At 31.6% G+C, this 10,458-nt stretch carries 17 protein-coding genes and 1 pseudogene; all 18 read left to right on the forward strand.

Going from position 1 to position 10,458, the window contains the following annotated elements; genetic code table 11:
* Positions 1 to 221 precede the first annotated feature (221 nt).
* A pseudogene (locus tag CQZ94_RS32470) lies at positions 222 to 308 on the forward strand (HNH endonuclease family protein); the annotation flags it as partial.
* A gap of 48 nt (positions 309 to 356) precedes the next feature.
* Positions 357 to 824: a DUF6985 domain-containing protein gene (locus tag CQZ94_RS26230; RefSeq protein WP_105587834.1), complete on the forward strand. Its 468-nt coding sequence runs from the start codon at positions 357 to 359 to the stop codon at positions 822 to 824.
* Positions 825 to 1,344: 520 nt separating this feature from the next.
* Positions 1,345 to 1,686 (forward strand): HNH endonuclease signature motif containing protein, encoded by a 342-nt coding sequence (locus CQZ94_RS31385; RefSeq protein ID WP_181149553.1) that lies wholly within the window; start codon positions 1,345 to 1,347, stop codon positions 1,684 to 1,686.
* Between the two features lie 21 nt (positions 1,687 to 1,707).
* Positions 1,708 to 2,178, forward strand: a complete 471-nt coding sequence (locus tag CQZ94_RS26240; protein ID WP_105587835.1) for an SMI1/KNR4 family protein — start codon at positions 1,708 to 1,710, stop codon at positions 2,176 to 2,178.
* Positions 2,179 to 2,248: 70 nt separating this feature from the next.
* Positions 2,249 to 2,638 carry an immunity 22 family protein gene (locus CQZ94_RS26245; RefSeq protein WP_070145933.1) on the forward strand — a complete coding sequence of 130 codons (390 nt, stop codon included), beginning with the start codon at positions 2,249 to 2,251 and terminating at the stop codon, positions 2,636 to 2,638.
* Positions 2,639 to 2,909: 271 nt separating this feature from the next.
* Positions 2,910 to 3,362 carry a DNA/RNA non-specific endonuclease gene (locus CQZ94_RS26250; protein ID WP_105587837.1) on the forward strand — a complete coding sequence of 151 codons (453 nt, stop codon included), beginning with the start codon at positions 2,910 to 2,912 and terminating at the stop codon, positions 3,360 to 3,362.
* A gap of 18 nt (positions 3,363 to 3,380) precedes the next feature.
* Positions 3,381 to 3,836 (forward strand): DUF600 domain-containing protein, encoded by a 456-nt coding sequence (locus CQZ94_RS26255; protein ID WP_105587838.1) that lies wholly within the window; start codon positions 3,381 to 3,383, stop codon positions 3,834 to 3,836.
* A gap of 686 nt (positions 3,837 to 4,522) precedes the next feature.
* Positions 4,523 to 4,978, forward strand: a complete 456-nt coding sequence (locus CQZ94_RS26260; RefSeq protein ID WP_105587840.1) for an immunity protein YezG family protein — start codon at positions 4,523 to 4,525, stop codon at positions 4,976 to 4,978.
* A 331-nt stretch (positions 4,979 to 5,309) separates the two neighbouring features.
* Complete coding sequence (locus CQZ94_RS26265; protein ID WP_258166058.1) at positions 5,310 to 5,618, forward strand: HNH endonuclease; 309 nt, start codon at positions 5,310 to 5,312, stop codon at positions 5,616 to 5,618.
* A gap of 22 nt (positions 5,619 to 5,640) precedes the next feature.
* A complete protein-coding gene (locus tag CQZ94_RS26270; protein ID WP_105587841.1) occupies positions 5,641 to 6,096 on the forward strand; it encodes a YrhA family protein in 456 nt (151 codons plus the stop codon).
* Positions 6,097 to 6,364: 268 nt separating this feature from the next.
* Positions 6,365 to 6,856: an immunity protein YezG family protein gene (locus CQZ94_RS26275; RefSeq protein ID WP_105587843.1), complete on the forward strand. Its 492-nt coding sequence runs from the start codon at positions 6,365 to 6,367 to the stop codon at positions 6,854 to 6,856.
* A 76-nt stretch (positions 6,857 to 6,932) separates the two neighbouring features.
* A complete protein-coding gene (locus tag CQZ94_RS26280) occupies positions 6,933 to 7,187 on the forward strand; it encodes a hypothetical protein (protein ID WP_258166059.1) in 255 nt (84 codons plus the stop codon).
* Positions 7,188 to 7,540: 353 nt separating this feature from the next.
* Positions 7,541 to 8,011, forward strand: coding sequence for an Imm30 family immunity protein (locus CQZ94_RS26285; protein WP_105587844.1), 471 nt, complete (start codon positions 7,541 to 7,543; stop codon positions 8,009 to 8,011).
* A 22-nt stretch (positions 8,012 to 8,033) separates the two neighbouring features.
* Positions 8,034 to 8,768: a DUF4261 domain-containing protein gene (locus CQZ94_RS26290; RefSeq protein WP_105587846.1), complete on the forward strand. Its 735-nt coding sequence runs from the start codon at positions 8,034 to 8,036 to the stop codon at positions 8,766 to 8,768.
* 190 nt (positions 8,769 to 8,958) lie between these two features.
* On the forward strand, positions 8,959 to 9,195 hold the full coding sequence (locus CQZ94_RS26295) for a hypothetical protein (protein ID WP_105587848.1): 237 nt from the start codon (positions 8,959 to 8,961) through the stop codon (positions 9,193 to 9,195).
* A complete protein-coding gene (locus CQZ94_RS26300; RefSeq protein WP_105587849.1) occupies positions 9,192 to 9,749 on the forward strand; it encodes a hypothetical protein in 558 nt (185 codons plus the stop codon). The genes CQZ94_RS26295 and CQZ94_RS26300 overlap by 4 nt, the downstream gene beginning before the upstream one ends.
* On the forward strand, positions 9,724 to 9,957 hold the full coding sequence (locus CQZ94_RS26305) for an EndoU domain-containing protein (RefSeq protein ID WP_105587851.1): 234 nt from the start codon (positions 9,724 to 9,726) through the stop codon (positions 9,955 to 9,957). The genes CQZ94_RS26300 and CQZ94_RS26305 overlap by 26 nt, the downstream gene beginning before the upstream one ends.
* Before the next feature lie 23 nt (positions 9,958 to 9,980).
* Entirely contained in the window at positions 9,981 to 10,349 is a 369-nt protein-coding gene (locus CQZ94_RS26310) for a hypothetical protein (protein ID WP_105587852.1), read from the forward strand.
* Positions 10,350 to 10,458 lie beyond the last annotated feature (109 nt).

The following is a 10,458-nucleotide window of genomic DNA, read 5'->3' on the forward strand; positions in this document are numbered from 1 at the left end:
CAAATCTATTTAAAACTTTTCGCATGAACATTAGTCAAAATAATAAAGATGTTTTGAATTTGGAAGGCTTGATACTAGAAATAGAAAAATAAGTTGAGAGATGTGCCTATTTTGTGAGTTACTTGGACACTGACAAAGGTACATGCTCAATAAAGGAAGTCAATAGCAACGTTAGGAGAACGTAGTGGCTATTGACTTTTTTATTTTTACAATTGGGCTAGAATGAGGGTAAAACAATGCAACTCGTGCCAACAATCATAAATGCTGAATTTGGACATCTGGGTGGTGTAGGAGAGATAAACGCATGAGCGTTTAAACCCGGAGGATTTGCAAATAAATAATAAGGAGATTATAAAATGACAATAAATGATAAAGTTTTTGGAGAACTTGATTATCAGTATACATGGGTAGGATACAGAACCATAAAGTTTTTAGGAAACGACACGGAGATAGCATTATTAATTGGAGGAGAAGATGATGGTAAATTTGATGAAGGTCAATATGTGGCATACAATTCATTAATGGATAATTGGGAGAAAATCCAACATAACATATTACAACCAATTTTAAATTATTATAAACAAAAAAGGCATGAGCTTGGTTATGATGTTGCATTTAATGAAGACTACCCATTAATTGAAACAGTTGATCAATTAATAGAACATATAACATTAGTAGGTATTTCTGTTCCGTATGATTTCCTTCGCGATGGACGTGATGTAGGGGTCTCGTTTGATTGTTCATGGGATGAGGAAAATGGTTTAGGAATTCGTCTTATAAATGAAAGGGTAGATGAAGTAGGTTATCAAGATGTCGCTATTTAAAATAGGGTATTAAAAAGTACAGACCTCATGATGGTTGTATCATCAAAGAGTATTATGTGCAATGATAGAATAGAAAACGAAGTACGAGCTTAGGCGAGATGACATTTTATTAGGCGATCAATATAAATGCATGGAATGTATATTAAACTAAAGAACTCGTACAAACTCGTAAGTTTTAACATAATATTTGTCACAACATATAAAGGCTGTCGAACTGTTACTATAAAACTTACAAATTTAATGCTACTTAAAAACAGATGAGTTTAAAGCACTTGATTGTCTACGATAGGCAACAAGTGCTTTTTATTTTAAGATTACAACATAGGGTACGGGTAATAGAAGTAAGGCAGTAAGTGAAGTTAATTTAAATAATATAGATGATTTTATTAACGGAACTAAGAATTTTGATGATGTATTAGATGATTATGCTCGACATTATATTGAGGTAATAGATATTAAAAGCTGGTCTTGGGCCAATAATATTAAAGGTGGAAATAAATTAACAAGTAATAAAGGAAAAATGATAAAACAACGAGCTAAAGAACTAGGTCTTATACCGGAAGTTGAAGTGAAAAAAGTAGAAGGTATGCGCTATGGATTTGCTGATTTTGAAGGACTTGGTCTAGTAGTGCATAAAGATGAACTTCCAAAAGATTTATGGTTAAAAAGAGATGTGGAGCAATTTGACTGGTTGAACAACAGGCTTCCAGAAGATATAAGGGTTATGGTGGAAAATGGTTCTTATACGTGGCATCATACTGAAGTACCAGGGAAAATGCAACTAGTTCCTTATGGAATCCATGATATTACTGTTCATAATGGTGGAAGGACTAAAGGAATGTGGTTAGATGCGCCAAGATAATAAAAAAAAGGAGTGTTTTTAATGGAAATAAAAAAAGAATCTATAATTTATCCGTTACCATCTGATAGTTTGATATTAAGGAAAGAAGAATTTTGGAGAGTTCAACTACCGATAGATTATAAGAATTTCATAAAAGTTAATAATGGTGGTTCCCCAGAAAAGAAATCTTTTGGGTGTAATAACCATAGCTATGGAGTTATTAGGTTTTTATGTATTCTTGAAGCCCCAGAAAATATTGAAATAGGTATGTTTGATATTGATGTAACATGGACTCAGCTAGATGAGAGACTTACGGATGATGGAGATTCACTGGGAGTAGCTTTATTACCAATTGCTGTATTATTTGCCGGTGATTTTTTATGTTTAGATTTTAGAGAATCAAAAAATAACCCTAAAGTTTGTGTGTGGGATCATGAGAATTCTGCTGAACTTGAACCAGTAAGTTATCATGTTGCAGATACCTTCTATGAATTTATGGGTATGCTTCACTAATACATCTATCTAGACAAATCACATGATTAAAACTAGCTAAAGGAACTCTAAAAAAATGAGGAGTAATAATATGGAATATAGTGGAATGGTTTCGGTCTGGTTTGGGGTTTCTAAATCATTTGAGAGCCTTGAAGAGTATGTTGATATAGAATATACGGAAGATGGAGATTCAATAGACTCAACGTTTGGGGAAAACTTTGAATTTGGTTATTATGATGAAGATAACATTGAAATTTGTTTTTATGAAGATCCTAAAAATAATGTAGAAGATATTTTAAAAGATTTTTCTTATAGTGAACAAATTATCCCAAAAATAAAAGAGTTAATAAATGCTGATAATTTAGTATATAGTATTAATTCTGTTATTGTACTCTATGATTTTAAATACAATGAAGCGAAAAGTGAAGATGAATCCGAAAATATAGAAATTAAATTTATTGGTAATGTACTATACAAGTAGCTTGTACAAGTTCGTTAGTTTAAATGTACTATTTGTTATGAAATACAAAACATATTATATTATCAGTATCAAATGATTGTATGCACAAACTTAAAGTGACTAGTGACTTAAAACTTTAGAACACATATGAATTGAAAGCACTTGATTGTCTACGATAGACGACGAGTGCTTTTTTGTTTAAGCATGAAAAGTGAAAAGAGCGTTATAATTTTATAAGTGCACTGAGGGTACGGGTAAAAGTAGTGCTGAAGTAAGTGAAGTTAAAACATTAGTGGACAAAGAAAAACAGTTTACAAACGGTAGGAAAAATAGGTTGAAACCGAATATTAGGTATAAAACAGGGGAATACGACTATTTTTATGAAGCAGATAACCTTGGAAGAATTGAAAAATTTGAAACAGATAAGCTACAATTAACTGAAAGAGAGAAGAGATTATCACATAGTAAAAATACACCAGGAAAAGTAAAGGGACAAGATAATGTGGGGCACGTAGCAGGTGATAGATTTGATGGTTCACCTAAACTAGATAATTTAGCTTCTCAATTAGAGAAAGTTAACAAAAGTATATATAAGAGAATAGAAAATCAATGGGCAACAGCGTTAGAAGAAGGGAAGCATGTCAAAGTAAAGGTTGAAATTAAATATGATGGAGATAATTTACGACCATCAGAATTTAATATGCAATACGAAATAGATGAAAATATTTTGAGCGTGATATTTTAAATTCAAAAGGAGATTATTATGAATAAGGTATTTGAAGATTATTTTAGTGAATTACAGGCAGATATGGTCTCTATATGTTTAGAATACGTAGAGGAAAGAGCAAATAAAATATATATTTATTGCTCTTTTGAAGATAATATTATAGCAAGTGACTATTTCTATAATATAAATGGAGTAATGGTAGAACGCCATAAAATAAATGACATTATAAGTAGTAATGAAGAAAAATATGATACCTCTATAGAACGACAAAAAGGTGTTGTTAGAATATTAAATAATGACATAAAGAATATGATTAGGCTATGTAAAGAATATAAAAGAGAAATGCCAACAGAAATGAAATTAGTATATGATGTATTAAAAAATAGCTTGAAAGCAGAATACAAATATGATTTGGTATATTCTAATGATCCAATTAAAGAAGCAGATGATATAGCTATGGAATGGTTCAATGAGTTAAAAAAAGGAAATTAGATGTTATTTAAAAATAGAAAGATACTTAATTCAAGAGTATAAAGTCTTGAATAGCATCTTTCTATTTTTTTGTTACTAGGGGTTTGACAATGTTAGTCTATTTGAATAGTATAGTTAATTTGAGTCAATATCGTGGACACAAAAAAGTTAAATCTAAGCGATTTCTTTAACCAAATTTTTTTTGCTTGAGAAGTTTTATAACGGGTGTTAATATAGCTTCGCTTACAGTTATAAAATCTCTCAATGTATTACAATAATACTAGAGTTGCTTGCTTAAACGTGACGTATTGTGTGCAGTGTACTTCTTTTTTAGAATGGCGTGAAACGACTTGATACAAGTGTTATCATATGGACACTTCCTCTTTGAAATCTATTGTAAAAGGTAAGAACTTCATGAAATTGCGTCCATATAATCATACGAATATACATGAACTTAAAACGCTTGATTGTCTACAATAGATGACGAGTGATTTTTTGCGTTTTAGCATAGAAAAGATACATTATATTTTTATAAATTCATGAAGTGTTTTATAGATTATAATGGTTATGTATAATGTAAGACCGTAGTAGAGAAATATTATAAAAAGTGTCAAAGCAACAACCAACCATGGATTAGTAGCAAAATTGCACTTGGTAAGCAAGACTCTTCAGTTCTAAAGAATTAATCTAAGGAGTGAAAAAGTAGTATGAAAGAATTTGAGGATAAATTTAGTGAATTGCAAGCAGATATGATATCTATATGTATGGAATATATTGAGGATAGAGCGGATAAATTATATGTTTATGCTTCTTGCGAAGGAAATATTATTTCGAGTAAGTTCTTTTATTTAATTAACAATAAGTACGTAAAATGTCATAAAGTGAATGATGTATTGAAGGATGGAGAAGAAAGATACGATGTGTCTCCAAACAGAATGCTCATGGTATTGAACATAATAAATGAAGATATTGAAAAAGTAGAAGCATTATGTAAAGAATATGAGAGAGAGATGCCGACCGAGATGAAATTAATCTATAATGTTCAAAGTGGCAACTTTAAAGCTGAATACAATTATGATTTGGTATATACGAATGATGATGTTAAAACGGCGAATCATATTGCTGATGAGTGGTTTGAAGAAGTGAAAAATAATAACCTTTAAAAGGTAGTAATAGTTATATCTAAGTTGAATGGATAACTCATGGTGGTTGTACCATCATGGGGTACTATATGCAATTCTAGAATAGAAAACGAAGTACGAGATTAAGCGAGATGACGAATTACTAGGCGATGAATATTAATACATGGGATCTATATGAAACTAACTAACTCGTACAAGTTCGTAAGTTTTAACGTATTACTTTTCACGATTTATAAAAGGTGAGGAAGTCAAACTTCCTAATGTTAAAACAGAAAAGGTTACCTTTAATAAAAGAAATCCAAATGACACAGCTCAATTGCGAAGGGATTTTAATAAGGTCAGGAAAAATTTGATGAAATCTATGGCTGATAATCCTGAAAAAATAAAGGAATTAAAAAAATCTGGAATCTCAGATAATGATATTGAAGATATGAAGGAATACGCACTAGTTCCTGACGGTTGGCAAGTCCATCATAAAACTCCTTTGGATCAAGGGGGTACCAATGATGTGGAAAACTTAGTTCTAATAAAAAACCATCCCTATCACAAGGTTATTACAAATGAACAAAATTCATTAACAAAGGGTATGAAACCTGGGGACAGTAAAATAATAGATTTTCCTATTCCAAAAGGAGACATTTATCCTCCTAATAAGGAATAAATATTTTTTAAAAGGGGATTATATGTGGAGAGAACAAGTTAGTCAGATTTCCAAAATAAGAGAGAAACGAAATAGAAAACTCAATTTACCTACCAATGAAAACGAGTTATCAAGATTTCATAAATCTGTAGTAGAAAAATTTGGTGAAGATATACTGCCACAGCAATACTATGAATTTTTACAAACAGTTAATGGAATTGAATTTAATGGACTTAAATTTTATGGGCTTGACCAAAATTTTTTGGATTCTAAGCCAATAAATCAGGTGGATAGTTTTTTTGATGCCAATGAAACATGGGAGTCAATTAAAGACGAAGATGAGCTGGTTTTTTTTGGAGATTCAGATATAGCTTGGTATTGCTATAATGTTTCTAAAAAAAGTTTTGTCGAACTAGATAAGCCTTCAGGTGAGCATATGGAAACTTTTTGCGATTTTGATACTATGCTTGAATCTGCTTTCTCTGCAGCACTTAGTTAAATGTACAATCCGCCGTCAACTTTTAGAGGGTGGAGAATGTCGTGAGCACACAGAAGCTGATCAACCGCTAACCGTTTAAAGGTATGAGATAATAGCAAAGGAATCTGGATATTTATTACTGGGATTAGTAAAGAAATTGAAGATTCCAAATCACTACTTCTGACCTTGATTGGCTTATGCCTTTCAAGGTTTTTTTTAGAAAAGAGGGTTTTTCAAGGGAAGAAACCGGTTATACGTGAAATTTTAAATAAAGCAGGAGGTAAATAATATGCCATTTGAAAATGAATTAAATAAACTTTATCGTAAAATTGCTGAAAAGATAAACGATATGATACCTGTTGAATGGGAAGAGTTTTACTTTAATGGTGAGGTAAAAGATGGGGAAGGAGGAGTTTATTTTTTCTATACAACCTTAGATGCAAAACAAGAATATAAATATTCACACTATATACCTAGAATGTATAATGTTGATAGAAAAATTTATAATCAATTTCTGCATGAATTATTTGATTTGACAGTTCAATTACAACAAGTATTTATTGATAATCAACAAGAGGCGTGGTTTTCAGTTACAATGATTGTGAATGGTGAAGGGAAATTAAAAGTTCGATTTAGTTATGTTAACTGGAATGATTCAGAATTTGGACCTTCAGATAGAATTGAATATTTTGAGTATAAATATTTAAATAGAGAACTAACAGATGAAATAGACAAAGAACTGATGGCAAGAATGGAAAAGTATGAAGAAGAGCGGTCTTAATAAAAAAACATCATTAAGTTTTTTATATTAGGACCGAATACATGAATGAAAAACAAAGTATATGTGGAATGACGGTATGACAATGAATGTAGAACAGCCAAAAACAGGTGGAAGACATAGAAGGACTGAGACATACGGTCGAAATATGACTAATGAGGAAAAAGCATACTACTATTCTTTAGAGCCGCGTGATGCTCTTGCTTTTGATTTGTTGAATTTGAGAAAAATATACATAGAAGATAATGTGTATAAAGAGATACTCCCAAATTTGAGAGAGTATGCTAGACAAGTAAGAGAGGATTATTATAAAAAAGAATTAAAGAAAGAATGATGATTTACTTTACTAGTCTAATAGTAGAAACATTATAGTTTTCAATTTTATTTGTCTTATGTTTTTCAATAATATCTAATTTTATGTAACTACTCAGCCACCCTATAAAAAATCGACTGAAAAGCATTTTTAAAATGGTCGAGAGGGACTGGCCATGCATAGAAGCGGTCAGGGCCTATTTCTGCCACGCGCAAAGTTTTAAAACAAAGAAAGACAGCGAAGTGTATGTCCATTTTTATCTTCATGGCAGAAATCTATATGATGAAAAATGAGTACCCTTTACCAAACTTGTAAATGAAATATATGGCTGAGTAGTTACAATTTTATTAATTCTTTTAAAAGGAGAAGTTTATATGGACAGCAAGTCTGAGATCAAGAGATTATATAGTTGCAGATTTTTAAAAAATCAATCGGAATGTGAAGAGTTTGACAATGTATTAGAAAACTTAGCAGATTGTGATGATGAAAAGCTTATTAAAGAGTTGTGTATAGTATTTGAGGATGAAACACAAGAGGAAGAAGTTATGTTTGGTCTAGTTCATTTTATTGAAAGTTTTGAAATGGAAAAATATCTAACAGAGATGCCAAAAGCTTTACCAAAAATGGTTGAGAGTGCAAAAGAGTGGGCAATGCTACTAAACATAAGAATTTTAAATAATGATTTATATAGAAGTGAGTATGCTAAAATTCTTGTAGGAATGAATAGTGATATAAAATTAACAGTAATCAATTTGCTTAATGAAATTATTTCTGACGATCCTAAAAGATTCGAGGGCGTTGCTAATGAAATTCTTAGCGAGCTAAAAGAAGTTGATAGAAAATAACTAATGATGAGGAAGGGTTACTATGGAAGGCTCAAAAATAATTTTATGTATACCAGGGTTATGGAAAAACAGAAGTGAAATTGTTGAATCAGTGGCAAGACAAAGTGAAGGATATATTTTTGCAGGAAATAGTATTGGTAAGCTTGGTGAACCAATAGGATTTTTTGAAGCCGAGATTTATGGGTATGATGAACATTTGGCGGAAGCTTTCGAGATTGCAGGGAATGGTAAATTTACAGAAGAGCAACTTGATTGTATTAAAAACCATTTCTTAACTGTATATTTAGTTGGAGAAGGCGGATCTATTGATAAAGTAGTAAAGATACTTGAAGTTGCGAATGTACTTTTAAAGGCTGGTGGACGTGGGGTTAAAGTTGAATCATCAGGTACTGCAAATACAATTGAAGAGTGGGCCAATATATATAATACAAATGATACAGTAGATTTATTTCAGGCTTTTGTAACAGTAGTAGAAGAAACAGACTTTTACTACACATGTGGAATGCATTGTTTTGGATTACCAGATGTTATTGCTTTTAAAAATCAAGTAACAACACAATATGCTCAAGATTTGATGCGGATTTTTTGCTTATACAATCTTATTGAGCAGCCTAAATTAGAAAATGGTTCTACGTTTAGTATAGATGAGAACAGTCCGAGTTTTATTTTAAGGTATGCTGAGTGTAGACATTTCCCAGAAGATCATGTATTTTATAATAAATATGGTATATGGGCATTAGTTAAAAAAAATACTTAAGTTTATTATGAATTGTACTCTATAAAATGGCCAGTTTAATAAAAAATTTTGAGAATATGAACTAAAAATGACTTTGGGATATTAATCCAAAGTCATTTTTTATATTTATGCTATTGAGGAGTGCAAGCCAAAGGTTATTAGATTGTAATTTCAATTTGAGGCGTATAAGAAAGAGAATCGGGAAAGTAACATGTCCTATGAGACCTATCAAAAGAGAAGATTAGACAGCCGTGCATTTAACTATGACTCAATCAAAGATCAACAAGAACATAAGGAAGTTTGGCGTGATGAGGGGATACTGGGCACGACGCTATTGTTAGCTGGGGCTACAGTGTTCTTTCCACTAGCTGGTGCATCATTATTTGCCTTTACAGCGAGTGTTGGTGTAATGGAAGTTTCCGGTGCAGTAATGGGAAAAGATTGTTGACACAACGGAAACTTGACACAAATGAACGTTGGTTACGCGATGTGTTGGGGGTCGTAGATGTAGCAGCTGTAGCTAAAGGATTGCATGCATTTGGAAATGTCACAACAGGTTTAAAATCAGGTAATAGTACTACTACAATTAAAAGTGCTTCCAAAGGTGGGGTGGAAGAAGGCGGATCTCGTTTGAAGCAGGTTGATAGTTTTCTTAGAGACCGAGCGCAAAATGCGAACCGGTTATTTGGGGAGAAACTTCCTGCAGAGGGGGCAGGTAAAGCTAGTTGGAAATTAGGAAAACCAATGAGTGAACTTACACATACAATTTCCCCTGATGCAAAAACACACCTAATTGCTGAAAATAAACCAATCAGTGGCAAAAAAGGAGTTTTAGGAACACATAATTCAGAGGAATTTTATAACAAACTAAAGTCTACGGGTAAAGATATCAACAATATGATAGATCCTAAGAATATTGTATATGATAAAGATTTTCCAGGATTACAGACTATAGAATACAAAATACCAAAAGGTGATGGAAAAGAAGGGGTTCTTAGATGAATATAAGATCATAAAATCTCCTAAAACAGTTTATGATCCTTCAAAATATAGTAATGAAGAAATGTATCAGTGGGGCTTGGAAGCAAAGACAAATGGATATTTAGATGGGTACTTGATTTGTGGTGAAGCATCAAACGGAATGAAGTTTATGGGGTATTTTAGGAATGGGAAAATTACAAACTTCCACCCAGTAACAAGTTTTGATTAAGATATATAGTTAGGAGAATGTTTATGAACGAGAAAAAGATTATGGATGATGAATGGAATAAGAATTTTATTAGAGGGATTTTTATTAATAAATCAAGAATAATAAAATGTATAAATGTAATTTTAACAAAAGAAGAAGTTATTTTTGATGATGTTTGTATGATAACTACTTACGGTACCTATGATGATGGTGATTCTGAAAGGTGTGAGATGGATGAGGTTGTATTAAGTATGGAATTTCCTGGTTATCCAGAAGAGATATTATGTTTAAAATATAAAGAGTTTTTTAAATTAATAGAGTATGGCTTAGAAGAGAAGATTTCTAGATTTGAGGAGTCAGAAAAAGAAGAAATCTTAAAGGAACTTGAAAAAGCAAGGAGTTCAATTGGATAGTTTTTAGGGTTCTGGTGCAAATACTTAGGAAAGATATAAAGAGGCGAAAAGTTTCCTAGTGGAATCTAGTCTTAAGCAACAATTCCAAATAGTTGATGGATGAACTTCA

Source organism: Bacillus sp. MYb209, assembly GCF_002975175.1.
GTDB lineage: Bacteria > Bacillota > Bacilli > Bacillales > Bacillaceae_G > Bacillus_A.

Bases quoted from the DNA above. Each gene is read 5' to 3' on its own strand.
- CQZ94_RS26270 (WP_105587841.1), top strand. From the start codon at position 5,641: ATGTGGAGAGAACAAGTTAGTCAGATTTCCAAAATAAGAGAGAAACGA.
- CQZ94_RS26255 (WP_105587838.1), top strand. From the start codon at position 3,381: ATGAATAAGGTATTTGAAGATTATTTTAGTGAATTACAGGCAGATATG.
- CQZ94_RS26290 (WP_105587846.1), top strand. From the start codon at position 8,034: ATGGAAGGCTCAAAAATAATTTTATGTATACCAGGGTTATGGAAAAAC.
- CQZ94_RS26285 (WP_105587844.1), top strand. From the start codon at position 7,541: ATGGACAGCAAGTCTGAGATCAAGAGATTATATAGTTGCAGATTTTTA.
- CQZ94_RS26295 (WP_105587848.1), top strand. From the start codon at position 8,959: ATGTCCTATGAGACCTATCAAAAGAGAAGATTAGACAGCCGTGCATTT.
- CQZ94_RS26280 (WP_258166059.1), top strand. From the start codon at position 6,933: ATGACAATGAATGTAGAACAGCCAAAAACAGGTGGAAGACATAGAAGG.
- CQZ94_RS26230 (WP_105587834.1), top strand. From the start codon at position 357: ATGACAATAAATGATAAAGTTTTTGGAGAACTTGATTATCAGTATACA.
- CQZ94_RS26305 (WP_105587851.1), top strand. From the start codon at position 9,724: ATGGAAAAGAAGGGGTTCTTAGATGAATATAAGATCATAAAATCTCCT.
- CQZ94_RS26275 (WP_105587843.1), top strand. From the start codon at position 6,365: ATGCCATTTGAAAATGAATTAAATAAACTTTATCGTAAAATTGCTGAA.
- CQZ94_RS31385 (WP_181149553.1), top strand. From the start codon at position 1,345: ATGATAAAACAACGAGCTAAAGAACTAGGTCTTATACCGGAAGTTGAA.
- CQZ94_RS26265 (WP_258166058.1), top strand. From the start codon at position 5,310: ATGAAATCTATGGCTGATAATCCTGAAAAAATAAAGGAATTAAAAAAA.
- CQZ94_RS26240 (WP_105587835.1), top strand. From the start codon at position 1,708: ATGGAAATAAAAAAAGAATCTATAATTTATCCGTTACCATCTGATAGT.
- CQZ94_RS26260 (WP_105587840.1), top strand. From the start codon at position 4,523: ATGAAAGAATTTGAGGATAAATTTAGTGAATTGCAAGCAGATATGATA.
- CQZ94_RS26245 (WP_070145933.1), top strand. From the start codon at position 2,249: ATGGAATATAGTGGAATGGTTTCGGTCTGGTTTGGGGTTTCTAAATCA.
- CQZ94_RS26310 (WP_105587852.1), top strand. From the start codon at position 9,981: ATGAACGAGAAAAAGATTATGGATGATGAATGGAATAAGAATTTTATT.